The sequence below is a fragment of the Pseudomonadota bacterium genome (assembly GCA_008501635.1).
In the GTDB taxonomy this organism is placed as follows: Bacteria; Pseudomonadota; Gammaproteobacteria; order QQUJ01; family QQUJ01; genus QQUJ01.
In genome coordinates, this window is record QQUJ01000010.1 from 558,593 (window position 1) to 582,655 (window position 24,063).

Here is a 24,063-nt window from a genome sequence, read left to right on the forward strand (position 1 = left end):
TCCTGTCCTGTTATGCGCGTTACAGTCGCAGCCGATTCGCTGGGTGACGCCGGCCCTCAATCAGTCGAACCAGGCTACGATCTTGCTCAACCAGCCTTTTATGGCTGAACGGCTGATCTTGGGGCGCACCAGAATCACTGAAACGTTGTCGCGCCCCCCCGCGGCGTTGGCTTGACGAATCAATTCTTCGCCTATTTTGTCAAGATTACCACCAAACATCCTGAGTGTAGTAAGAATTTTTTCGTCCGAGATCATGTCGTTCAAGCCATCTGAGCACAGGAGGTAGAGATCGCCGGGGAGAATGATCTCCTCCTGCAGGTCGACCTGAACCGTCGCTTCGGTGCCCAGCGCCCGCGTGATTACGTTGCGATTGAGTGAGGCCTCGGCCTCTTCCTTGGTGTAGAAACCGCGGTCGACCAACTCCTGCAGCAACGTATGGTCGGTGGTGACCTGCTCGAGCTGATTGCTCCGCACACGGTAAAGGCGCGAGTCGCCCACATTGGCGACAGTGACGCGATCCTCGTAATAGAGTGCGGCCACCAGGGTTGTACCCATGCCCTGGCAGTGCGGCTGGTCGTTGGCGGCTTCATGGATCTCCCGGTTTGCCTTCTGGATGGCGTCATGGATCAGCAGTGTGCCGTGGGAGTACCCGGACTCCTCATCGATGGTGGCGGTATGGGTGTGAGGGATGCTGTTGCGCAGCGCATCGACGATGCTGGAAACGGCCATTTCACTGGCGATTTCACCGGCGTTATGTCCACCCATGCCATCGGCCAGAATCACCAGGCCGATATCTGCGGCGCTGCCGATCGCGTCTTCGTTATGGTCCCGGACGATGCCTGCATCAGTGAGTCCCGAGATTTCCAGTGTCAGCTTTTTATCCATTTTTGACCCTAGTACTGGAATACGCTGGGCGCATGGCTGCATCCAAGCGCTGTGCAGCTACCGTCAACCATTGGCATCGCGCTCGGCCTTACGCGTGGATTGCGCCATGACGCGACGGGCGCAGGCACGCAGGTCGCGCGCCATTTCGGCGCCACTCTGATAGCGCCACTTGATCTCTTTGGAGAGCGCCTTATCGAGAATGGCATCGATACAGGGCTCCAGTTCGGTGTTGTGCGAGATTGCGGGTAGATGGGCCTCGTTGGTGATCTTGAACATCAGGCTGGCCATGGATTCTGCCTGAAACGGCAACTGGCCGGTCACCAGCTGATAGAACATGACCCCCAGCGAGAAGATGTCCGAGCGCCCGTCCAGGTGTTTGCCGGCGAGCTGCTCCGGCGACATATAGGCGGGTGTGCCCAGCACGGTACCGGTACGGGTCTTACTTGAGTCGGTGATTCGGGCGATGCCGAAATCGGTGATCTTCACGTCCCCGCTCTTGGGTTCGAAGATGATGTTGCCGGGTTTGATGTCGCGGTGGACCACGTTCTGGCTGTGCGCATATTCCAGTGCCTCGGCAGCCTTGATGACGATATGGAATACGGCGGGCAATGGCAGCAGGGAATTGGGTCGCGTGTAACGCGTGAGGTCGTGACCGATGAGGAACTCCATGGCGATGTAGGCGAGATCCTGCTCTTCGCCGGCATCGTAGATCGTGACGATGTTGGGGTGGTTGAGCCGTCCCGCGGTCTCAGCCTCTCGGAAAAAGCGATTTTCTACCTCCTGCAGCTCATCCCCTTCAAACTCCTGTGCCAGCGCCAGGGTTTTGATGGCGACCACGCGATTGATCTTGGGATCGCGTCCCTGATAGATCACCCCCATGGCGCCGCGTCCCACCACGCGCTCCACCTGATAACGCCCCAGCATCGGTTTCTCGACGCCATCCACATCGAGCATTATGGTGTCGGCCCCCTTTGAAGGGCCCGACTGCTGGAGCAGGCCGGTCTCTTCCATATGGCGCGCGCGATCGATGCGTTTTTGCAGATCCTTGTACTCCGAGTCGTGCTGCGCCATGTATTCGTAGACTGTGCTTGCCTTGCCATACTGACGTTTGCGCTCGTAGTCGCCCGCCAGGTTGTAGAGCAGATCCATCAGCGAATCATTGAGCGGACACTTGCGGAACTTCTCGAAGGCCAGATCCAGCTGTCCCTGGCCCTGGAAGGCAAGACCGAGCATGCGGGTGTTCTCGGCGGATTCGGCATCGGGCTGGGCCCGGAAGCGCTCGGTCAGGAGCATACGTTTACCGAGCAGCAGGAGGTGGCCCAGCAGCAACAGCAGTGCCGGGGTCATCAATTGCAACCATACCCCCTGGTTCATCAACAGCAGGAAATGGGAGTCGATCAGAACGTTCAACAGAATCAGTGTCGATATCACCCCGATCCCGGTGCGCAGGCGCGGCAATACCACGACCAGGTAGAGCAGCACCAGCAGGAAGGCGCCCCACTCGATCGGTAATGACCATTCGGGGATCACGAACGAATGGCGATTGAGGATGCTTGCCACGGTATGAGCCAGGGTGATTACGCCAGGCTGGGAGAGGGTGATCGGTGTCGAGTAGCGATCTCCCACGCCGCTGGCGGTTGGGCCTATCAGCACCAGTTTGTCCTGAAAGCGTTGTGCCGGCACGCCGCCCTTGAGTACTTCGGCAAAGGAGTAGATGGGGAACGCGGGCTGTCCTCCGCGATCGCCGTAGAAGTAACTCAGCATGTGCAGCGTGTCATCCGTGGCGAGGGTATGCTGATCGAGGACAATCCCGCTTCCGGGCTTGACCGTGATCGCGCCGGTATCGATGCCGCGATAGCGGCTTGCCAGAACCAGGGGCAGAGCGGGTAACGACTGGTCGGCGTAGCGCACGACCAGGGGGATTCGACGCGCATCGTGCGGGCTGTCGTCGATGCTGGGGCGAACGCCAATCGCGCTGGCGTGCCGACCAAAGTCGGGAATCGGGGGGTGGATGCGCTCGAGTGAGGGGACATTGCCTGCGATGGGTTGCAGCGTATGGACGGCGATGTAATCAGGGAGGGTGGCATCCGTCGGCGATTCACCCAGCACCGCGGGCATGGCGAGAACCACGTTACCGGCATTTTCGAGGCGCTCGGCAAAGATCCGATCCATATTGAGTTGGCGTTCGGCCTGACGCAGCATGCGATTCATCGCCTGCAGCTCCTGGGGCAGCTTACGGCGCAGGTTGGAGCGGGAAAACTGCCTGTCGAGCTTTTCAATCTCCTGACCCAGCGCACGATCCGCCGCCAGGACGCCGCGATTGCGGAGGTTGTCCATGGCCTGATCGAGGCTGCGGATCTCACCGGGCGCCTGGCGCGCGAGGCTGGAGGAGGCAAAGAACTGGATGAGCTCGTTGACGAAATCGAGACCGGGATCGACCTTGGGTTCGGTGAAGGGCACGTCATAACCGATGATCTTTGCGCCTGCCCCCTCGAGTACCTCGATCATGTCGGCATGCAGGTCGCGTGACCAGGGCCAGCCGCCCAGGCTGCCGAGGCTGGCGTCGTCAATGGCGATGACGACGATATCGGCACCCGGGGTGCGCGAGGTAAGCCGGACACCGAAATCGTAGGCGCCGCGCTCGAGATCCTGAGTCAACGAGGCCTGTGCGGCCACGAACAAGGCCACGCCGGTAACCAGCGCAAGAAACCAGTCGGTGACCCAGAAGCGTTTCACGTATCAGCAGTCAGTGGCGTTATGGTTATCGTGCGGTGACCTTGTGGCAGATGTCACCGGCTTACCGGCGCGAGGTGCAGATCCTCTGCACCCCGTGGCCGCGTCGTAACCCGTTACCCAAGCGGTTTGGCCCGGTTCAGGTGCAAGGACGATGCGGCAAGTATAAGGAAATCAATCGTTTGTTTCGAGAACGAATTATCAGGTTTAAGTAATCGACGCAATTGATTGGAAAAAAGGGTGGGCACGGGAGGGGCCACGGGCGGTGCTTTCTCGGTTCTCAGCCCTGAATCACTCGCTCAACGCCCGAACGGCCTGCTGATCGGCGTGATACGAGGAGCGCACGAGCGGCCCGCTCGCCGCATTGGCAAACCCGATCGCTTGCCCGTAGCGCGCAAGCTCGCGAAATTCCGCCAGCGTTGCATAGCGCTGCACGGCCAGGTGATGAAGCGCGGGCTGCAGGTACTGACCCAGGGTGAGCATGTCGCAATTGTGGGCACGCAGATCACGCATCACCGCCCGCACCTCCTCGTTGGTCTCGCCCAGGCCCAACATCACCCCGGATTTGGTGGGAATGCTGGGGTGGCGGGCTTTGAAGTTTTTCAGGAGTTGCAGCGACCAGTGATAGTTCGCGCCCGGGCGCACCTGGGCGTAGAGCCGTGGCGCCGTTTCCAGGTTGTGGTTGCAGACATCGGGCGGGGTCGCGCCGAGGATCTCGATGGCGTCTTCCGTGCGGCCGCGAAAATCGGGCACCAGGGTCTCGATCTGGATGCCCGGAATGCTGCGCCGCACGGCGCTGATACAGGCGGTAAAATGGGCGGCGCCGCCATCGCGCAGATCGTCGCGATCGACCGAGGTGATCACCACGCAGCGCAGGCCCATGGCGGCGACGGTTGCGGCCAGCTGCCGGGGTTCTTCGGTATTCAGCGGCGCGGGGTGGCCATGTCCGACGCCGCAGAAGGGGCAATGCCGGGTACAGAGGTCTCCCATGATCATGAAGGTGGCTGTGCCATGGGAAAAACACTCTCCGATATTGGGACACGTTGCCTCTTCGCAGACCGTATGCAGCTGGTGATCACGAAGGACACCTTTCAGCCGTTCCACCGCTCCACAGTTGGGCATGCGGACCCTGATCCAGTCGGGTTTGCGCAGCGGTTGTGCAGTGCTTGCCACCGGAATCGGGATGCGCGCGACCTTCGCGGCACCCTTCTGCTTGACGCTGCGGTCCGATTTGCGGGTAGTGTGATTGCTCATCAGTATTGCCGTTCGATCAGGGTGCGGCCGCCGTGTCGGCCGCCAGACGCGGCATGTAGTTCAGATGGCGCGCCAGGTGCGGGAGTAGCGCAGCGGCGGCCTCTGCCACGCTCAGATCAATCGCAAGGTCGCGCAGCTGGGTCATCTCCAACGCCGGATATCCGCAGGGATTGATGCCCCCGTAGGGCGCCAGGTCCATGTCCACGTTGAGACTCAGCCCGTGGTAGCAGCGTCCACGGCGCACCCGCAGTCCCAGAGAGGCGATTTTACGTTCACCGACGTAGACTCCCGGGGCATCGGCGCGAGCACGAGCCTGCACCTCGTAGTCGGCCAGTAGATCAACGATCGATTGTTCCAGGGCGCTGACCAGTTGACGAATACCCATCCTGTGCCGGGGCAGGTCGAGGAGCACGTATGCCACCAGTTGGCCGGGACCGTGATAGGTAACCTGGCCGCCGCGATCGATCTTGATCACCGGGATCCTGCCGGGATCGAGCAGGTGTTCGGGGCGTCCGGCCTGCCCTTGCGTGAAGACCGGAGGATGCTCCACCCACCAGAGTTCATCGGGGGTGTCAGGACCGCGGCCGGCGGTAAAGTGTTGCATTGCCTCCCATACCGGCACGTATTCCCGCAGACCGAGCTGGCGGACGAGGAGTTCCGAGGTGCCTGAGTTCACAAGGCGAATTTGACCCGCTCGCTGGCAGTCAGTTCACGGTAGATCGCATCCAGCTGCGCGCGGCTGGTGGCATCGATAGTCACGGTAACGGCAATGAATCGGCTGCCGGTGCTGTCACGGCTACGGACGGCGTCCGCCGGCAGATCCGCGACATGGCGCTGCACCAGCGTGCGGACATGGCCGACGAAATCGTCTTCGGCGGCGCCTATCGCCTTGATAGGAAAGCGGCATGGAAACTCAAGCGGTGTGTCTGGGTGCGGCATTGCGGTAACGATGACCCTATTCGATCTCTCCCGCGCTGACGGCGCGTTTGTAGTCGCAGTAAATTGAATAGACACGCTGCCAGAGCGGACCGGCCTTGCCGCTGCCAACCGGCTGATCGTCCACGCGTATCACCGGCATTATTTCGCGGGTCGAGCTCGTCACCCACACTTCGTCGGCGCGGCGCAACAGGTCCTCGGGCACCGATCGCTCTTCGCAGGCGATGCCGTTGGCTGTGGCGAGTTCCACCACCAGATCCCGTGTAATGCCGGGGAGCAGCAGGTTGCTCTTGGGAGGCGTGATGAGTGTGCCGGCGCTCACCACAAAGAGATTGCTCGCTGAGCCTTCGGTGACCTCGCCGTTGCGAATCAGTAGCGCTTCGTCGGCGCCGCTGTCGCGGGCCTGCTGCTTCAGCAATACGTTGGGCAGCAGCGTGATGGCCTTGATGTGGCAGTGGTCCCAGCGGATGTCGGGTACCGTGGCGACGCGAATACCGCGCTCCAGGATTGCGGGATCGGGTGTCGTCAGCGGCGTAACCATGGCGAACACCGTGGGGTGTATCGGGTCTGGAAACGCGTGATCGCGCACCGGTGCCGCGCCGCGCGTTACCTGCAGGTAGAGCGACTGCTGACCTCCGCCGTTACGGTCGACCAGATCCTTGAGCATGGTCGCCCAAGCGTCTCGTGTCAGCGGATCGGGCAGGCGGATCAGTTCCAGGCTCTGCGCGAGCCGGTTGAGGTGTTCGCCGAGACGGAACAGACGGCCGCCGTAGACCGGAATCACCTCGTAAACACCGTCGCCAAACAGAAACCCGCGATCCATGACCGAGATGCGCGCCTCGGCAAGGGGCAGAAACTGGCCGTTGAGATAACAGAGGCGGTCGCTGGTCATGGTGGATACCTAAAGTTCTGGAAGGTTGGGGGTTCAGTGGAACCAGAGTCGCACACTGTCCATCAGGCGCTGGACCAGACTGCCTTCCGCCACGTCCTGCAAGGCCACCAAGGGACGCTGGACCCTGGTTTCTCCTTCGAGGGTCACGTTGACGGTGCCGTAGGTCTGGCCCTTTTGTGCGGGCGCCAGGATATTGGTGTTGAGATCCATCGATGCTTTGAGCGCTTTGTAAGTGCCCCGCGGGATGGTGATGTAGAGGTTGTCCAGGAGTCCCAGTGGCAGTTCCTGCACAGCGCCTTTCCAGACGCGCGCGTGCGCCAGGGGGTTCCCGGCTGCGTAGAGCCGGTGGGTTTCAAAAAATCGGAAACCGTAGTTGAGCAGTGCCTGGCTCTCGCGTGCACGCGATTCTTCGCTTTCGGTACCGAGTACCACCGAGACCAGGCGCATCTGTTCGCGTTTCGCCGAAGCCACCAGGCAGTAACCGGCCGACTCGGTGTGGCCGGTCTTGACACCATCGACGCTGGGATCCCGCCACAGCAGTTTGTTGCGGTTCCACTGCGAGATGCCGTTGTAGCTGTACTTCTTCTCGGCATACCACGCATATTGGGTAGGAAACTCGCGGATCAGCGCGGCCGCCAGCGTGGCGATGTCGCGGGCGGTCATATAGTGCTCGTCATGAGGCAGTCCGGTGCTGTTGACGAAATGCGTACCCGTCATGCCCAGCTGCTCGGCCTGAAAGTTCATCAGTTCGGCGAAAGCTGTCTCGCTGCCGGCCACATGCTCGGCCAATGCAACGCTGGCGTCGTTTCCCGACTGGATGATCATGCCCTTCAATAACTCCTCGATCGAGACCTGTTTGCCGGCCTCGATGAACATCCGTGATCCCACCATACGCCAGGCCTTTTCGCTGACCGTGGCTTGATCGGTGAGCTGGATTTTCCCCGCACGCAGTTCGCGCAGGACGATAAAGGAGGTCATCAGCTTGGTGATGCTGGCGGGTTCCACCCTCTGGTCGGCCATCTTCTCGGCCAGTATCTCACCGCTGTCGAAATCGATCAGCAGGTAGCTCGGTGCCTTGATCGTGGGCGGTGCCGGCACCGGGAGCGGAGCGGCTTGGAGGGAGAGCGCCGGTAGCGCGAGTGAGAGCGTGAACAGCAGGGACAGAAAGCGATTTAGGTGCTTGATGATCATAGTCTCTTCAGGGGGTTTTATTATGCCGCGGCCTGCTGGGGCCGGCCGATGGAGGGTGCATTCTAACGCGATGCCGGCAATCGGGTTAACCCATTGTGCCGGTTGCCGGCGCAGGGGGCGGGTGCCATGCGAGCTCTATTCAACCACAATGTGGGGTTCACCATAGCCCAGCCCGGTCAGGGTTTCGGCCAGCTGGTCGGCCCGCTCGACATTACCGATGGGTCCCAGGCGGACCCGGTAGACGGCTTGGTCACCGGCATTTGTCGGTTGGATATAGACGCGGCCGAGATTCGATTGGGCGAGGCGCATCTGCAGGCGTTCAGCGTTGTGGCGACTGACAAAGGCCCCCACCTGGAGGTAGAGGCCGGGTCGCGTGCCCGTGGACGCCGATGCGGTTGGAGCGGCGGGGGTGACCTGAAGTGGTGCGGCCGGCGGGTGGCCCGGGGTAATCGCCTCAACCTCGACCAGGCCTGTGCCATTGGCAGCAATACCCAGTTTCTTTGCCGCCGCGTACGAGAGATCGATGATGCGGTTGGGATGGAAAGGTCCGCGATCGTTGACGCGTACGATGGTGGTGCGCCTGTTCTGCAGATTGGTGACCCGCACATAGGCCGGCAACGGCAATGATTTGTGAGCCGCCGTCATCGCGTACATATCGTAAGGCTCCCCGCTGGAGGTGCGTCGACCGTGAAACTTGGTGCCGTACCAGGAGGCAATGCCGCGTTCGCGATACCCGACCGCCGTGTCCAGCAGGTGATAACGGCGACCGTTGACGACATAGTTGGGCGGGTTGCCGGATCGCGACCGCGGCTCGATGCGTGGTACGGCATCGGGAATGGCGGCGACGTCGATGTCGCCGGCGGGTGCGCCGTCTTCTGGAGCGAATGGGCCCACGCTGCTGCAGCCGCTGATCAGCAACAGCGTTGCGATGGGTAGCGCAGCGTATGTACGGGAGCCTGCCATACGCTGCTAGCCGCTCCTCGCCTGGGGGTTGGCGCCACGCTGTGCCATGATCTCCTGGCTCAACTGATACACCGCCATGGCGTAAAGGATGCTGTGATTGTAACGGGTGATGACGTAGAAGTTTTTCAAACCCACCCAGTATTCCGGATCGCCTCGGGTGTCCAGACGAAAGAGCGTGGCGGGCTGATCGTCTGCCAGTGGCGCGTCGATACGCACGCCCTGCGCGTGCAGTTCGCCTATCGTGCGATCGGTTCTGGGTGAACTGCTCAACACTTGGTTGAAACCATCGCCTTCCACGGTCGCGCGATAGGTGACCGGCTCGCCGCTTTGCCACCCATGACGGGCAAAGTAGTTGGCCACGCTGCCGATGGCATCGGCATCGTTCTGCCACAGATCGCGGAAACCGTCACCGTCGAAATCGATAGCGTAGCGGCGATAGCTGCTGGAGATAAACTGAGGTCGTCCCATCGCGCCTGCATAGGAACCTACAGGTTGTAAGGGATCGAGATTCTCTTCGCGGGCGAGCAACAGAAACTGCTCCAGTTCGCTGCGGAAAAAGGCACTGCGCGGTGGATAGTTGAAGGCCAGTGTGGCGAGCGAGTCGATAACCCTGAACCCGCCCTTGTGGCGCCCGTAGCGGGTCTCCACGCCGATAATGGCGACGATGATTTCGGGTGGTACGCCGTAGACCTCTGCCGCTCGATTCAGCGTCGCCGCATTGGCATTCCAGAACTCAATGCCTTCCCTGATGCGCGATTCAGTGACGAAGATCGGTCGGTAGGCGTACCAGGGTTTTGCTTCCGCCGGGCTGGCAATGGCATCGAGAATGCGCTGCTGTTTTTGCGCTGCGCCCAAAAGCAGCGCGAGCGAGGCCTTGTCGAAGGTATGTTTGGCGGCCATCTCCTCGACAAAGGTGTTGATCTGCTCGGGTTGGATAGCCTTGTCGATAGCGCCGGCCGGTAAGGCGGTGACTGTAAAAGCCACGGTGCACATTGCACCCCGCAGGTATTTTTTCATAACGACCCGATTACCTCGCCAACAGTTTGCGGTGGGTGTGAATGGACATCAGGATACCGAAACCGGCCATGATGGTCACCATGGAGGTGCCTCCGTAGCTGATCAGTGGTAACGGCAATCCCACCACTGGTAAGAGCCCTATCACCATGCCTGTGTTGATGAACAGGTAGACGAAAAAGGTGAGCATCAAACCGCCAGCCAGCAGGCGCGAGAAGGTATCCTGCCCCTGCGTTGCGATGTAGAGGCCGCGCATAATGATCAGTAAGTAGAGCACCAATAATCCAACGCAGCCTACCAGCCCCAGTTCTTCGCCAAGCACGGCGAAAATGAAATCAGTGGAGCGTTCGGGAAGGAACTCCAGGTGCGATTGAGTTCCGTTCAGCCAGCCTTTGCCGTAAACACCCCCGGAGCCGATCGCGATTTTGGATTGGATGATGTGGTAACCCGCCCCCAGCGGATCGGACTCGGGGTTGAGAAAGGTGAGCACCCGCTGGCGTTGGTAATTGTGCATGAAATACCACACCACCGGCGCGGTTGCCGCAGCCAGCACACCCCCGGCGATGATGTAGCGCCAGCTCAGTCCGGCGAGAAACAGGACCATCACCCCGGAACTCAATACCAGAATCGAGGTGCCGAGGTCGGGTTGTTTCGCAATCATCAGTACGGGAACCACAATCAATAACACACTGAAGATGATGCGCTTGGCATCGAGCGGCAGTGGCTTGTCGGCAAGATACCAGGCCACAATCATGGGTAGTGCGAGTTTGGTGAGTTCGGAGGGCTGGAAGCGAAACAGGCCGAGATTGAGCCAGCGCTGCGCACCCTTGCCGATATCCCCGATGATCAGTACCGCGAGCAGCATGCCCAACGAGGCGACGAACAGCCAGGGCGTGACGAGGCGCAGATAGTGGGGTGGTATCTGGGCAATGACCAGCATGGCAAGAAAGGCTAATCCGAGGCGCAGCAGTTGACGGTTGATCAGGGCCTGGTTCTGTTCACTGGCGCTGAACAGAATGAGCAGCCCGACTCCACAGAGCAGCAGCAGCAAAAACAGTAACGGCAAATCAAGGTGCAGGCGGGCGAGAAGACGCTTGAGGAAATCGCTGCGTGCGCTGTCGATGGGGCCGCGGCTCAGGGTACCGGTGTCGGTCTTCATGGTTTGGCTGCGAACTCGAAATAGGCGTCCATTACCTTGCGCGCGATGGGCGCGGCAACTGAACCACCGCTGCCGCCATGCTCGGCGATCACAGCCACTGCGATCTTGGGATCGTCGGCAGGAGCGTAGGCAATGAACAAGGCATGATCGCGCAGTTTATAGGCGACATCTGCCGCCTCGTACTCCTCATCCTGTTTGATCCCGAAGACCTGCGCGGTGCCGGTCTTGCCGGCGATGCGATAGGGTGCCTTCTCACCAATGCGCCGTGCCGTGCCCCGCAAGCTGTGCGTGACGTCGACCATGGCCTGTTTGATGAGGTTCCAGTTGGCCTCGTTCACGATGCCCACCGGTTCGCGCAGTGTGGTTTCAAGGGGGTAGCGCTCGCGGTCACCGGGGCCTGCCATGGTGTTCACGACCCGCGGTTCCAGACGCAGGCCGTTGTTGGCCAGAATGGCCATGGCGTGCGCGAGTTGCAAGGGTGTCGTGAGTGTAAAACCCTGGCCGATGCCGGTAATCAAGGTCTCGCCCGGAAACCATGGCAGATTGCGATCACGCCGTTTCCAGGCGCGGGAAGGCAACAGTCCGCTCATTTCGCCTGCCAGGTCGATGCCGGTACGCTGACCCAGTCCAAACCGGCTCAGGTAGGTGTGAATCCGGTCGATGCCCATCTCCAGGGCCAGTTCATAAAAGAATACATCGCACGATTCAACGATTGCCTTGGACAGATCGGTGTGTCCATGTCCTTCCCGTTTCCAGTCGCGGTATTTGCGCTCGTCGCCCTCCAGCTGATAGTAGCCGATACAGAAGCTGCGACCTGCAGCGTGACCCACGCCCTGCTCCAGGGCACCGAGACCCAGGAGGGGCTTGATGGTCGATCCGGGAGGATATTGGCCGGCAAGCGCACGGTTGAAGAGCGGGCGGTCGGGGCGTTCCTGGAGTTCGCGGAAATCGCGGCTGCTGATCCCGGTAACGAAGAGATTGGGGTCATACGCAGGCTTTGACACCAATGCCGCCACGGCGCCGCTCTTGACCTCAATGGCCACAATCGCACCGTCGTGCTCTTCCAGGGCTGCCAGCGCGGCGCGCTGCAGATCGAGATCCAGATTGAGATTCAGATTGCTGCCAGGGCTGGAGGGATCCTGCTCGAGAACGCGCAACACGCGACCTTCGGCGTTGGTTTCGACTTTGCGCGAACCCACATGTCCGTGCAGCAGCTCCTCGTAGCTCTTCTCGACGCCCACCTTGCCGATAAACCGGGTTGCGCTGTAGTCGGTCGTGTCGATGGTATTGAGTTCGTCCTCGTCGATGCGGCCGACATAACCGAGCACGTGAGCGGTCAGTTCTCCCTGCGGATAGTTGCGAATCAATCCCGCTTGAACGTCGATTCCCGGAAAGCGATGGCGGTTGATGGCAAAGACCGCCACCTCTTCCTCGTTCATCTGGACCCGGATGGGCAGTGGTTCGAAGCGGCGATTGCGTTTGCGCAGTCGATGAAAGCGTTCCAGATCGTCTTCGGTGATCGAGACGATCTGACCCAGCTGGGCGAAGGTTTCCTGCAGATTCGCTACCCGCTCAGGAATGACCTCCAAGCTGAAAGAGGGGATGTTTTCGGCGAGTATGCGCCCTTTTCGATCGTAGATAAGCCCGCGGGTTGGCGCCACCGGCTCCAGTTTGACGCGATTGTTCTGCGACAGAGTCGTAAACAGATCATGACTCGCCACCTGCAGATAAAACAGACGACCAATCAGCAGCACCAGCAGCGCTCCGATAATCGCCATGGCGGCGATGGCGCGACCCTGGAAGAGTCGTGCCTCGAAGTGATGATCTTTGAGGTAATCGCGGGCCATGAGGTCGCGTGCTGTCAGTTCACCTTATAGCGGCGCCGGACTTCGCGCATGATGATGAAGGTCCAGGGCCAGAGCAGCGTGCCGGTCAGCGAGGCGGTCCAGTAGGTCCAGCTTTGGGGTGGATAGCCCGTGACACCCATTATCCACAGCAGCAGCAGTTGGTTGAGCAGCAGCAGCACCAGGACGGTGAGAGCCTGCTGGCGGACCGGTGCGACGCGTATGCGTTGGTGCATGACCAGCGTCAGATAGGCGATGATCGAAAAGCCCAGCGCGTGCTGGCCGAGCAGGGTGCCGGTCACCACATCGAGCAGCACTCCCACCGTAAAAGCAGTCCCCACACCGACGCGCTCGGGCAACGCCAGACACCAGTAGATCAGCACCAGTGCACTCCATTCGGGGCGAAAAGGGCGGGCGTACTCGGGAATGGGCAGCAGGGTCAGCATGAAGGCCAGTACGAAACTGAGCAGGATCACCCAGCCACCGCGATGCTTCCGGGTATGGGGCGTCATTGCGCCTCCCCTTCGGGAGAGGCGGTGTTCGGCGTGGTTGCGGACTCGGGACCGGGGCTGTCGGGCAGGCGATCGGCGGGCCAGACCAGCAGAATTTCCCGGCTGCGGTCGATGCGCGCGGTGGGCTTGGCTTCGACCGTGGCGAAGGGGGCGCCGGGATTCTGACTGACGACCGTCACCTCGGCCACCGGATAACCTCGGGGGAAACGGCCGCCAAGTCCCGAGGAGATCAGCAGATCGCCGGGTTGTATATCGGCATTGTTCGGCAGAAAAGGCAGGTTGAGCCTTTCGGTCGAGCCGGTGCCGGTGGCGATGGCGCGCAGTCCGTTGCGGTTGATTTGCACGGGAATGGCATGGGCGGGATCGGTCAACAGCATGACCGTGGACGACAGCGGGCCGGTGTGAATCACCTGACCGGTAACTCCCAGGGCATCGACCACCGGTTGTCCGGCATAGACCTTTGATTGAGTGCCCTTGTCGATCAGCACCTTGTGCCGGTACGGATCGAGATCGACCGCCAGCAGTTCGGCCACCAGCACCTGGTCTCCCAAACGGAATGACGAGTCGAGCAGTTCGCGCAATCGGATGGTTTCCGCTTCCAGCGCGGCATATTTCTGTGCCTGGGCGCGCAGGGTTTGAAGTTCAGCGCGTTGCGCCGCAAGTTCCTCCTGGAGCTGGGCGCGGGTCTGCAGGCTCTCGTTGACCCATGCCGCCAGATCAACCGGGAGGTTGACGGCGTATTGTAAAGGGTAGATGAGGACGGAGAGCGCGCCGCGTACCTGCTCCAGACGGTGCTGGCGGTGATCGACCGCCATGAGGATGATGGCGCCGAGGACGAAGATCACCGCCCGAATACTGAGGGAGGGGCCTTGTGTGAAAATCTGCTTGATGGTGGTTCGCTCCTCAACCGACAGTGGCAGTCACCGGACGGAGGCTGCAACGATGATTCGTACGCCGGTTACTCCAGGGCGAAGATTTCCCCGCCCCGCTCGTCGATCAGTTCCAGTGCGCGACCACCCCCACGTGCCACACAGGTCAACGGGTCCTCGGCGATCACGACCGGCAGGCCGGTCTCCTCCATCAGGAGTCGGTCGATGTCCCGCAGCAGTGCTCCGCCACCCGTCAGTACAATGCCCCGCTCGGCGACATCAGAACCCAGCTCGGGCGGGGTCTGCTCCAGGGCGGTCTTCACGGCGGCCACGATACCCGCCAGGGGTTCCTGCAGGGCCTCGAGGATCTCGTTGCTGTTGAGCGTGAAGCTGCGCGGGACCCCTTCGGCCAGGTTGCGCCCTTTGACATCAGCCTCCAGCACCTCGGAGCCCGGGTAGGCCGAGCCGATCTCCATTTTGATGCGTTCCGCGGTCGCGTCGCCGATCAGGGTGCCGTAGTTGCGGCGCACGTAGCTGATGATCGCCTCGTCGAATTTGTCACCCCCGATTCGCACCGATGCGGCGTAGACGATGCCGTTGAGCGAAATCACCGCTACCTCTGAAGTGCCGCCGCCGATGTCGAGTACCATCGAACCCTGCGCCTCTTCGACCGGCAGGCCGGCGCCGATGGCTGCCGCCATCGGCTCTTCGATCAGATAAACCTCGCGCGCGCCCGCTCCGGCAGCCGATTCCTTGATGGCACGGCGCTCTACCTGGGTCGAGCCGCAGGGTACGCAGACCAGCACGCGCGGGCTGGGGCGCAGGAATCGGGATTCGTGAACGCGATGAATGAAGTACTGCAGCATCTTCTCGGTGACGGTGAAATCCGCAATCACACCGTCTTTCAGCGGCCGAATCGCGACGATGTTGCCCGGGGTGCGGCCGAGCATCTGCTTGGCTTCGGTGCCGACGGCCGCAATGCTTTTTGCGCCCCCGCGACCGCGATCCTGGCGTATGGCGACCACCGAAGGCTCGTTGAGAACGATGCCTTGCCCGCGAACGTAGATCAGGGTGTTCGCCGTGCCCAGGTCGATCGATAGATCGTTGGAGAAGAGCCCCCGTAAACGCTTGAGCATTTTTGTGTTTTCTATGTGGCAGGAAAATAAGCCGCTACTGTAAACAAAGGGCGGGATTTGGGCAAGGCGGGTAACTGTGATACCTTTCACATCCCCTTGTTTCCCGGCTAAAAAATGAAGAGGAAGGTGCTATGTCCCTGACCCGTTCCGACGTGGAAAGCATCGCTCATCTGGCACGCTTGTCGATACGCGAAGAGGACATTCCGGACTACACCCGCAACCTCTCGGACATCCTCGATTTCGTGGCGCGCATGAGTGCGGTGGATACCACCGGCGTCATCCCGATGGCCCATCCGCTCGATGCCAACCAGCGGTTGCGCAGCGACGAGGTCAGCGAGACCGACCAACGCGATCTATTCCAGCAGGGGGCGCCGCGGGTCGAAGCAGGGCTCTATCTGGTGCCCAAGGTGATCGAGTGATCCCAACCGCCAATTCCGAATAATCCAACACCGGATCGCACCGTATGTACACCAAAACACTGGCCGAGCAGGCGCGAGCCCTGCGGGCGCGTGAACTGTCCAGCGTCGAGTTGACCCGCGCGTATCTGGAGCGTATCGAGCGGCTGGCGCCAGAGCTCAACTGCTTTATCACGGTCACCGCAGACGACGCCCTGGCAGCGGCTGAGGCGGCGGATCTGCGCATCGCCGCCGGCGAGGCGGTTGCGCTTACGGGGCTGCCCATTGTCCACAAGGATATTTTCTGCACCGCCGGGGTGAAAACGAGCTGCGGTTCGCGGATGCTCGATCCTTTCGTTGCGCCTTACGATGCCACGGTGGTGTCCAGGCTCAAGGCGGCCGGCACCGTCATGCTGGGTAAGGCCAATATGGATGAATTCGCCATGGGGTCCTCCAACGAGACCAGTTTCTACGGGCCGGTGCGCAATCCCTGGGATCTGGCGAGCGTGCCAGGCGGTTCGTCGGGTGGTTCGGCGGCTGCGGTGGCGGCACGTTTGTGTGCTGCCGCGACGGGTACAGATACCGGAGGATCGATCCGGCAACCCGCCGCAATGTGCGGCATCACCGGGCTCAAACCCACCTACGGGCGTGTCTCACGCTGGGGGATGATCGCCTTTGCCTCGAGCCTCGATCAGGGCGGACCCATGACACGCACTGCCGAGGATGCCGCGCTGCTGCTGGGCGGTATGGCCGGGTTCGATGAGCGCGATTCCACCAGTGTCGATTGCGAAGTGCCCGATTACACGGTCACCCTCGACAACCCGCTCGCAGGCCTGCGCATTGGCATGCCGCGCGAGTATTTCGGAGCCGGCTTGGATCCGCAGGTCGCCGCGGCGGTGGAAGAGGCAGTAGGCGAAGTGCAGAAGCTGGGCGCGGTGGTGAAATCGATCAGCCTGCCCAACACGGAGCTGGCCGTGCCGACCTATTATGTCGTCGCTCCGGCCGAGTGCTCTTCCAACCTGTCGCGCTTTGACGGCGTGCGCTTCGGGTATCGGTGCACCGATCCCAAGGACCTCGAAGACCTCTACAAGCGCTCGCGCGGCGAGGGCTTCGGTGCCGAGGTCAAGCGACGTATCATGGTCGGCACTTATGCACTGTCAGCGGGCTATTACGATGCCTATTACCTCAAGGCGCAGCAACTGCGGCGTCTGATCAGCGACGATTTCCGGCAGGCGTTCACCGAGGTGGATGTGATTGCCGGACCGACCACGCCGACTCCGGCATTCGGCATTGGCGAGAAGACGGCTGATCCGGTGACCATGTATCTGTCTGACATCTACACCATCGCAGTGAATCTTGCGGGGCTGCCCGGTGTGTCGCTGCCGTGCGGTTTCGCCGGCGGCAAGCCGGTGGGCCTGCAGCTGATCGGCAACTACTTCGATGAAGCGCGGTTGCTCAACGTCGGCCACCGGTACCAGCAGGTGACGGATTGGCATCAGCGTGTGCCGGAAGGTTATGAGTAACGGCATCGAACGCAGAGGCGCAGAGGGCTTCGGGTGATCTTGATCGTTGGGAATCTTTTTTCGCTGACTCCTCTGCGCCTCCGTGTCCCTGTGTTGAAAAAGAGGTCTCGGTAATGACATGGGAAACAGTGATCGGGCTCGAGGTCCACGCACAGCTCGCAACCCGATCGAAGATCTTTTCGGGCGCGGCCACCGCGTATGGCGCAGCGCCCAACACCCAGGCCAGCGCAGTGGATCTCGGATTACCCGGCGTGCTTCCGGTGCTTAACAAGGAGGCGGTGCGCATGGCGGTGATGCTGGGGTTGGCGACGGATTCGCGTGTGGCGCCACGCTCGGTATTTGCGCGCAAGAACTACTTCTATCCGGACCTTCCCAAGGGCTACCAGATCAGCCAGTATGAATTGCCGATCGTGCACGATGGGCATCTCGATATCACGCTGGAAGACGGCACCGTCAAACGTATTGGCATCACCCGTGCGCATCTGGAGGAAGATGCCGGAAAATCGCTGCACGAGGATTTCCACGGCATGAGCGGCATCGATCTGAACCGTGCCGGAACCCCGCTGCTGGAAATTGTCTCGGAACCCGATTTGCGCTCGGCCAAAGAGGCCGTCGCTTACCTGAAAACGCTGCACTCGCTGGTGCGCTATCTGGGTATCTGTGATGGCAATATGCAGGAGGGTTCGTTTCGCTGTGACGCCAATGTCTCGGTGCGTCCTCTGGGCGACACGAAATTCGGTACTCGCGCCGAGATCAAGAACCTCAACTCGTTTCGTTTCATTGAGCGCGCGATCAACCACGAGGTGGAGCGCCAGATCGAACTGATCGAGGCCGGCGGCAAGGTGGTGCAGGAGACGCGTCTTTTCGATCCCGAGCGTAATGAGACCCGGTCGATGCGCGCCAAGGAGGAGGCCAACGATTATCGCTATTTCCCCGATCCCGATCTGCTTCCGGTGGAGCTGGATGCGGCATACATTGAGGCGGTGCGCCGGACACTGCCCGAGTTGCCGGCACAGAAGCGCCAGCGATTTCAGGAACAGTATGCTTTGACCGCTTATGACGCCAATGTGCTTACCGCGACACGTGAACTGGCAGATTACTATGAGGCGACCGTGGCGGAATCGGCTGAACCCAAGCTGGCGGCCAATTGGGTCATGGGCGAGCTTTTGGGCGCGCTCAACAAGGCGGGATTGGAGATCGGTGGTTCACCGGTGAGCGCGGTGCAACTGGGCGGTCTACTCAAACGTATCGTCGATAACACAATCTCGGGAAAGATCGCAAAAGAGGTCTTTGAGGCGATGTGGAACCGTGTCGGAGATGCCGATGCCGTCATCGCAGCGCGCGGTCTCAAACAGATCTCCGGAGCGGACGCCTTGAAGCCCATCGTCGAGCAGGTGCTGGCGGACAATCCCGGGCAGGTCGAGCAGTACAAGGCGGGCAAGGACAAAATGCTCGGTTTTTTCGTCGGGCAGGTGATGAAGGCCACCAAAGGGCAGGCAAATCCCGAGCAGGTCAACCAGCTGATCAAGGAGTTGATCGGTTAGTGGGAAGAGCGGGAAGGATTTTTTCACCACAAAGGACACGAAGTACACAAAGTTTATTCGAGCCGTGAAGCGGGCGCAGCGCCCAGCCTTGCCCGTACGGGAATGAATATTTTTGCTTTGTGAACTTCGTGTACTTAGTGGTCATGGATTTTTTCAGAACAAGCGAAACCACCACCGCAATGAGAACCACCGACAGCCTGCACCGCTTCCTGTTCGAGGGCAACCAGGTCCGCGGCGAGATCGTCCGGCTCGACGCAACGTGGCGTGCGCTGCAAGGCTCGCAGGATTACCCCGCTGCGGTGCGTAATCTGCTGGGTGAGGCGGCGGCCGCTTCGGCGCTGCTTACACCGACGCTCAAGTTCGAAGGCAAGCTGACCTTGCAGGTGACCGGCGAAGGGCCGGTGCACCTGTTGGTGATGCAGTGCACGAGCGCCAACACGCTGCGCGGCCTGGCGCGTTGGCACGGCACGCCCGACAGCGATTCGCTGGGAGCGCTGATCGGTGGTGGCCGCATGGCGATCACCATCGATCCGGTCAAGGGCCGCGAGCGCTATCAGGGCATCGTCGAGGTCCGGGGCGATCTCCTGGCGCATGCCCTCGAAGCCTATTTCCAACAGTCCGAGCAACTCGACACGCGGCTGTGGCTCGCTGCCGACGAACAACGCGCCGTCGGATTGCTGCTGCAGCAGCTGCCCGGCGAAGCCGACGATGCCGATGCCTGGAACCGTGTGCAGCAACTCGGCGCCACCCTCACACGCCGCGAACTTTTGGAGGTGCCGCCGCAGGATCTGATGTACCGCCTGTTTTCCGAAGAGGATTTGCGTGTTTTCGAACCGACGCCGCTCAGTTTTCGCTGCGGTTGCTCGCGCACCCGGATTGAGTCGGTACTGCGTGGATTGGGTTATGCGGAAGTACAGTCGATTTTGTCTGATGAGGGCACGATCAAAGTGGACTGCGAGTTCTGCGGGCACTCCTATGAATTTGATGCCGTAGATACCGAGAATCTTTTTTCAGGAGATGGGCCGGCTGCGATTTCTCCAACTCGGCACTAGGGTCTCTTGTGGGCAACGGCCTGTAGGCGCGACCAGCGGAAGACCCTCCCTGCAGCCGGTTTTCGCCGGTCGGTCGTGGGTATTGCATTGACCATGTCATCGTCGTGCCGAAGCAGCAAAGGGCCTGAAATGCGACCACGCACCGCTTGATCGTTAACTCGGGTTTTCCCTGGCGCCCGCTTTGCGGTTGAGAAAATGCTGTGTCAGAAACTCCTCATCCGCAGGCGAGAGGTCGAAGCGTACGGCAGCCTCCTCGATGCTGCACGCGCTGAAATCACTCTGCTCGATCAACCAGGCGAAGGCGCGCCGCAGTTCCTCGTGATCCGGCAGTAGGGGGTGGTGCTTCATGCGGTCACTGGATGGTGAGTTCCACCGGATGCATCGCCTTATCCGCCCAGCGGAAGCCCTGCAGCTCGAGGACTCCTTTGGTGTTCAACGAAACGATGAGATAGAGCGCGTCGGGATAGCTGAGGCGTTTGATATCTTCGGCCGAGGGCACGGCAGGACTCTCGGGATGGGAGTGATAGATGGCCCACAGCTCTTCGCCGCGTTCGCGCATGGCGCACTGGGCGGTGATCTGCTCGCGGGGGTCCATTTCGTAGCGAGTGCGGGGATCGGTGGCGACGTTGGTGACCGGGTAGAGACTCGTTGGCACCCCTTTAATGCCGCCAATGAGCCCGCATACCTCGCGTTCGACGTGACACTGCGCATGGTGCAGGATCTGATTGACGAGCGGGCGGGGCAGAGTGATGGAGGCGAGCTGCTGGGTGCTCATGGGGTGGGCTTCTCCTTGCCAGCGGCTGCGCAGAGCGGGCAGTGGGGATCCTTGCGCAGGCGAACACTGCGCCACTCCATCGCGTGGACATCGAGCAGCAATAAACGCCCGATCAACGGTTCGCCAACACCGATCAGAAGTTTCAGTGCCTCGGCGGCCTGTGTAGTGCCGATCATCCCGACGACCGGTGTGAACACGCCGGTTTCGCTGCAGCGCTCGTTGGGCTCGTTTTCGTCGCGGTAGAGACAGCGGTAACAGGGGCTGTCAGCGACTCGCGGATCGAACACGGTCACCTGCCCCTCGAAGCGGATTGCGGCCCCCGAAACCAGCGGTTTTCCTGCCGTCCAGCAGATATCGTTGAGCTGGAATCGGGTGGCGAAATTGTCGCTGGCGTCGATGACGACATGCGCCTGTTCGACCTGGGTTCGCAGCGCGTCTCCCTCCAGTCGATGGGCGATAGGTACCACATCGATCAGGGGATTGATGCGCAGCAGGGTATCCCTCCCCGATTCCACTTTGAGTCGGCCTACGTCGTCCGTGGCATGGAGGATCTGACGCTGCAGATTGGAAAGATCGACGGTGTCGAAATCGACCAGCGTAATCTGGCCGACCCCGGCGGCGGCCAGGTACATGGCCACGGGCGAACCCAATCCCCCGGCGCCGACAATCAGTGCGTGGGAATCAACGAGGCGCTGCTGGCCGTCGAAATCGACCTGCGGCAGCATCATTTGCCGGTTGTAGCGTAAGAGCTGAGCATCATCCATAGGAGTAGAGCGTAGAGGGGGAAGGGGAAAGATGAAAGGTGGTATGGACAGAAGCAGACAACGGTACTCACGGAGCCCTTAGCGCCTTACATTGCTTTTGCCTGGGTCCCGGGTCAGAGGTACTTGCGCCAGTGCTCGGGACGGTCGTCGCGACAGCCATGGCGCAGATGGCGATAACGGTTAATGAAGACCTCGGTGGTATCGAGGAAGGTGTGGTTGGGCAGCTGCAGGTTCTCGAATTCCACCTGTTCGGTGTAGTGGTAGAGCGAGCGCTTCATGCGCGCCATGAGGCTGTTGTCAAGGTGGAATCCGGCGCGATCCAGCATCGTATTGATGATCTGCAGACGGATGCGACGCAGGTCATACGTAACCTCGATACGGTGTTTCCCAAGGCGGCGTATGGAATCGATCTCGTCCATTCCGCTCAGATACAGTAGCGCGGTGTGGGCCTGTTCCGGATCAGGGTGGAGATGGCAGAAACTGATCTCTCGGCGCTTGATGATCTCTAGCTGGTGCTGCTTCATAAGCCGGAATGATGACCACTTAGGGGGTGATAAATCAAGGAAAACACTCACGAAAACGCCACGATAGCGTGTTGCGACGCAGCAGATTGGCGGTGCACAAGATTAGTCGGTCATGGGCGGCTGGACCTTGATGCGGGTCAATTGCCGGCGTATCGGGCGGTTCAGTCGGGCGCCTGACCGAGGCTCGTACGCTCTATCCCCCCGAGATCGCGATGCGTCTGCACATCGATCAGCCCCGTGTATTGCAACAATCTGCGCACCGCCGTGCCCTGCGTAAACCCATGTTCGAGCAGCAGCCATCCCCGTGGTTGCAGGTGATCGATAACGCGCGTGGCGATGGTGCGAATCGCGTCCATCCCATCCGGCCCCGATTCCAGTGCGGCACGGGGTTCACGGGGTAGATCACCCTGCACCAGGTGCGGGTCATCTTCGGCAATGTAGGGGGGGTTGCTGACCACCATGTGGAAACGCTGCCCGGCAAGTGGTGTCCACCAATCGCCGTGAACAAAGCGGATGTTCTCCAGGTGCAATCGTCTCGCATTGACCGCTGCGGTGGATAACGCCGCCACCGAGTTATCGCTTGCCGTGATCCGGCACCGAGGGCGTTCGCTGGCTATGGCCAATGCGATTGCGCCGCTGCCGGTGCCGAGGTCGGCGATCGCCCAGTGGGCATCTGCGGGGATTTTCGCCAGAGCAAGCTCCACCAGCAGTTCGGTCTCAGGGCGCGGGATCAGGGTATCAGGAGAGATGGCGAGTTCGAGTGACCAGAACTCGCGCGTGCCTGTGATGTGGGCGATCGGCTCGCCATGGACACGGCGCTGTAGCAGGTCGTGATACCGCGCATTGGCTTCGCGGTCGGGCCGGCTGTCCGGCCAGGTATGCAGGCGGGTTCGGCTCCAGCCGAGCGCATTGGCCAGCAGTATCTCCGCTTCGAGCCGGGAAATGGATTGCGCCTCGGCCGAGGCCAGCAGTTCGCGCACCGTGGGCGCCGGTTGATCGCTCATTCTCCCAGCGCGGCCAGCAGGTCCGCCTGATACTCGTTGGTCAAAGGATCGATGACGGGGTCGAGATCCCCCTCAATGATCTCGTCGAGTTTGTAAAGGGTCAGATTGATGCGATGGTCGGTCACACGTCCCTGGGGGAAATTATAGGTGCGGATGCGCTCCGAGCGGTCGCCGCTGCCCACCAGTTTGCGGCGGGCCTCGCTCTGCTCCGTGGCCTGCTTGTCCCGTTCGCTGTCGAGCAGTTTCGCTTGCAGCAGCGTCATGGCCCGAGCGCGGTTTTTATGCTGCGAGCGTTCATCCTGGCACTCGACCACAATGCCGGTGGGCAGGTGGGTGACACGCACCGCCGAATCGGTGGTGTTGACGTGCTGGCCGCCGGCGCCGGATGAGCGGTAGGTGTCGATCCTCAACTCGGCAGGATTGATCTCGACCTGGTCGATCTCGTCCGGCTCGGGCAGCACCGCAACGGTGCATGCCGACGTATGGATTCGACCCTGCGATTCCGTTTCGGGTACCCGCTGAACACGATGCGCTCCCGATTCGAACTTGAGCCGGGCGTAGACCTGGTCGCCGGATACCCGCAGGATCACCTCCTTGTACCCGCCGTGCTCGGCAGCACTGGCACTGATAATCTCGGTGCGCCAGCCGCGTTCCTCGGCATAGCGGGTATACATGCGGTAGAGGTCGCCGGCAAACAGCGCCGCCTCGGCGCCGCCCGTGCCTGCGCGGATCTCAAGAAAGACGTTGCAGTTGTCGTTGGGATCGGAGGGCAGCAGGAGAATCTGCAATTCGCGCTCCAGCGACTCGATCTTCTGTTGGGCCGTCTGCAGCTCCTCCTCCGCCAGGGCGCGGATCTCGGGATCGGGATCCTTGCGCATTGTCTGCGCCGATTCCTGTGCCTGGTTGGCGGCACGATAGTTGCGGAAACAGGCCACCACGGGATCGATTTGCGCGTACTCGATAGAGAGGTTGCGGAACTGGGTTTGATCGCCGATCACATCGGGGTCGGCCAACAATGCCGCTACTTCTTCATAGCGCTCGGACAGCGACTCCAGCTTGTTGCGGATAGACGGTTTCATGGGGAGGGGATGGTA

24 protein-coding genes are annotated in these 24,063 nt (G+C 61.1%); 4 read left to right on the forward strand and 20 right to left on the reverse strand.

All coding sequences use genetic code 11. The features are described from left to right. Positions 1–60: 60 nt before the first annotated feature. The 14 genes from DWQ09_05080 to DWQ09_05145 form a co-directional block, all read right to left on the reverse strand. Positions 61–885, reverse strand: a complete 825-nt coding sequence (locus DWQ09_05080) for a Stp1/IreP family PP2C-type Ser/Thr phosphatase (protein ID KAA3629615.1) — start codon at positions 883–885, stop codon at positions 61–63. Positions 886–948: 63 nt separating this feature from the next. Next, positions 949–3,621: a CHASE2 domain-containing protein gene (locus DWQ09_05085; protein KAA3629616.1), complete on the reverse strand. Its 2,673-nt coding sequence runs from the start codon at positions 3,619–3,621 to the stop codon at positions 949–951. Between the two features lie 288 nt (positions 3,622–3,909). Then, positions 3,910–4,872, reverse strand: a complete 963-nt coding sequence (lipA, locus tag DWQ09_05090) for a lipoyl synthase (protein ID KAA3629617.1) — start codon at positions 4,870–4,872, stop codon at positions 3,910–3,912. 16 nt (positions 4,873–4,888) lie between these two features. Then, the gene (locus DWQ09_05095; protein ID KAA3629618.1) at positions 4,889–5,548 is read right to left on the reverse strand and encodes a lipoyl(octanoyl) transferase LipB; all 660 of its coding nucleotides are present in this window, start codon (positions 5,546–5,548) and stop codon (positions 4,889–4,891) included. After that, positions 5,545–5,811 carry a DUF493 domain-containing protein gene (locus tag DWQ09_05100; protein ID KAA3629619.1) on the reverse strand — a complete coding sequence of 89 codons (267 nt, stop codon included), beginning with the start codon at positions 5,809–5,811 and terminating at the stop codon, positions 5,545–5,547. The genes DWQ09_05095 and DWQ09_05100 overlap by 4 nt, the downstream gene beginning before the upstream one ends. 16 nt (positions 5,812–5,827) lie before the next feature. Continuing rightward, positions 5,828–6,700 carry a D-amino acid aminotransferase gene (locus DWQ09_05105; protein KAA3629620.1) on the reverse strand — a complete coding sequence of 291 codons (873 nt, stop codon included), beginning with the start codon at positions 6,698–6,700 and terminating at the stop codon, positions 5,828–5,830. 33 nt (positions 6,701–6,733) lie between these two features. Beyond that, positions 6,734–7,891, reverse strand: coding sequence for a D-alanyl-D-alanine carboxypeptidase (locus DWQ09_05110; GenBank protein KAA3629621.1), 1,158 nt, complete (start codon positions 7,889–7,891; stop codon positions 6,734–6,736). Between the two features lie 135 nt (positions 7,892–8,026). Continuing rightward, positions 8,027–8,854 (reverse strand): septal ring lytic transglycosylase RlpA family protein, encoded by an 828-nt coding sequence (locus DWQ09_05115; protein KAA3629622.1) that lies wholly within the window; start codon positions 8,852–8,854, stop codon positions 8,027–8,029. Positions 8,855–8,860: 6 nt separating this feature from the next. Beyond that, entirely contained in the window at positions 8,861–9,871 is a 1,011-nt protein-coding gene (gene mltB / locus DWQ09_05120) for a lytic murein transglycosylase B (protein ID KAA3629623.1), read from the reverse strand. A gap of 10 nt (positions 9,872–9,881) precedes the next feature. After that, on the reverse strand, positions 9,882–11,027 hold the full coding sequence (locus DWQ09_05125) for a rod shape-determining protein RodA (protein ID KAA3629624.1): 1,146 nt from the start codon (positions 11,025–11,027) through the stop codon (positions 9,882–9,884). Then, a complete protein-coding gene (gene mrdA, locus DWQ09_05130; protein KAA3629625.1) occupies positions 11,024–12,874 on the reverse strand; it encodes a penicillin-binding protein 2 in 1,851 nt (616 codons plus the stop codon). The genes DWQ09_05125 and mrdA overlap by 4 nt, the downstream gene beginning before the upstream one ends. Positions 12,875–12,888: 14 nt before the next feature. Continuing rightward, positions 12,889–13,383 carry a rod shape-determining protein MreD gene (gene mreD, locus DWQ09_05135; protein ID KAA3629626.1) on the reverse strand — a complete coding sequence of 165 codons (495 nt, stop codon included), beginning with the start codon at positions 13,381–13,383 and terminating at the stop codon, positions 12,889–12,891. After that, positions 13,380–14,297: a rod shape-determining protein MreC gene (locus tag DWQ09_05140; GenBank protein KAA3629627.1), complete on the reverse strand. Its 918-nt coding sequence runs from the start codon at positions 14,295–14,297 to the stop codon at positions 13,380–13,382. Before DWQ09_05140 ends, mreD begins: the two co-directional genes overlap by 4 nt. A gap of 44 nt (positions 14,298–14,341) precedes the next feature. Beyond that, a complete protein-coding gene (locus DWQ09_05145) occupies positions 14,342–15,388 on the reverse strand; it encodes a rod shape-determining protein (GenBank protein KAA3629628.1) in 1,047 nt (348 codons plus the stop codon). A gap of 131 nt (positions 15,389–15,519) precedes the next feature. On the opposite strand from DWQ09_05145, the gene DWQ09_05150 reads away from it, so the two are divergent. From DWQ09_05150 to DWQ09_05165, 4 genes are all read left to right on the forward strand, one after another. Then, positions 15,520–15,807, forward strand: a complete 288-nt coding sequence (locus DWQ09_05150; GenBank protein KAA3629629.1) for an Asp-tRNA(Asn)/Glu-tRNA(Gln) amidotransferase subunit GatC — start codon at positions 15,520–15,522, stop codon at positions 15,805–15,807. Between the two features lie 44 nt (positions 15,808–15,851). Further along, positions 15,852–17,306, forward strand: coding sequence for an Asp-tRNA(Asn)/Glu-tRNA(Gln) amidotransferase subunit GatA (locus tag DWQ09_05155; protein ID KAA3629630.1), 1,455 nt, complete (start codon positions 15,852–15,854; stop codon positions 17,304–17,306). A 113-nt stretch (positions 17,307–17,419) separates the two neighbouring features. Further along, complete coding sequence (locus DWQ09_05160) at positions 17,420–18,850, forward strand: Asp-tRNA(Asn)/Glu-tRNA(Gln) amidotransferase subunit GatB (protein KAA3629631.1); 1,431 nt, start codon at positions 17,420–17,422, stop codon at positions 18,848–18,850. 179 nt (positions 18,851–19,029) lie between these two features. After that, on the forward strand, positions 19,030–19,902 hold the full coding sequence (locus tag DWQ09_05165; GenBank protein KAA3629860.1) for an Hsp33 family molecular chaperone HslO: 873 nt from the start codon (positions 19,030–19,032) through the stop codon (positions 19,900–19,902). A 153-nt stretch (positions 19,903–20,055) separates the two neighbouring features. Here DWQ09_05165 and DWQ09_05170 read toward each other — a convergent pair whose 3' ends face one another. The 6 genes from DWQ09_05170 to prfA all read right to left on the reverse strand — a co-directional run bounded on the left by DWQ09_05170 (position 20,056) and on the right by prfA (position 24,048). Continuing rightward, complete coding sequence (locus DWQ09_05170; protein ID KAA3629632.1) at positions 20,056–20,250, reverse strand: hypothetical protein; 195 nt, start codon at positions 20,248–20,250, stop codon at positions 20,056–20,058. 4 nt (positions 20,251–20,254) lie between these two features. After that, positions 20,255–20,677, reverse strand: coding sequence for a hypothetical protein (locus DWQ09_05175; protein ID KAA3629633.1), 423 nt, complete (start codon positions 20,675–20,677; stop codon positions 20,255–20,257). Next, positions 20,674–21,441, reverse strand: a complete 768-nt coding sequence (locus tag DWQ09_05180; GenBank protein KAA3629634.1) for a molybdopterin-synthase adenylyltransferase MoeB — start codon at positions 21,439–21,441, stop codon at positions 20,674–20,676. The genes DWQ09_05175 and DWQ09_05180 overlap by 4 nt, the downstream gene beginning before the upstream one ends. Before the next feature lie 113 nt (positions 21,442–21,554). Continuing rightward, positions 21,555–21,965, reverse strand: coding sequence for a hypothetical protein (locus DWQ09_05185; GenBank protein ID KAA3629635.1), 411 nt, complete (start codon positions 21,963–21,965; stop codon positions 21,555–21,557). Between the two features lie 161 nt (positions 21,966–22,126). Continuing rightward, positions 22,127–22,969 carry a peptide chain release factor N(5)-glutamine methyltransferase gene (gene prmC / locus DWQ09_05190; GenBank protein ID KAA3629636.1) on the reverse strand — a complete coding sequence of 281 codons (843 nt, stop codon included), beginning with the start codon at positions 22,967–22,969 and terminating at the stop codon, positions 22,127–22,129. Beyond that, positions 22,966–24,048 (reverse strand): peptide chain release factor 1, encoded by a 1,083-nt coding sequence (gene prfA, locus DWQ09_05195; GenBank protein KAA3629637.1) that lies wholly within the window; start codon positions 24,046–24,048, stop codon positions 22,966–22,968. The genes prmC and prfA overlap by 4 nt, the downstream gene beginning before the upstream one ends. Positions 24,049–24,063: the final 15 nt, after the last annotated feature.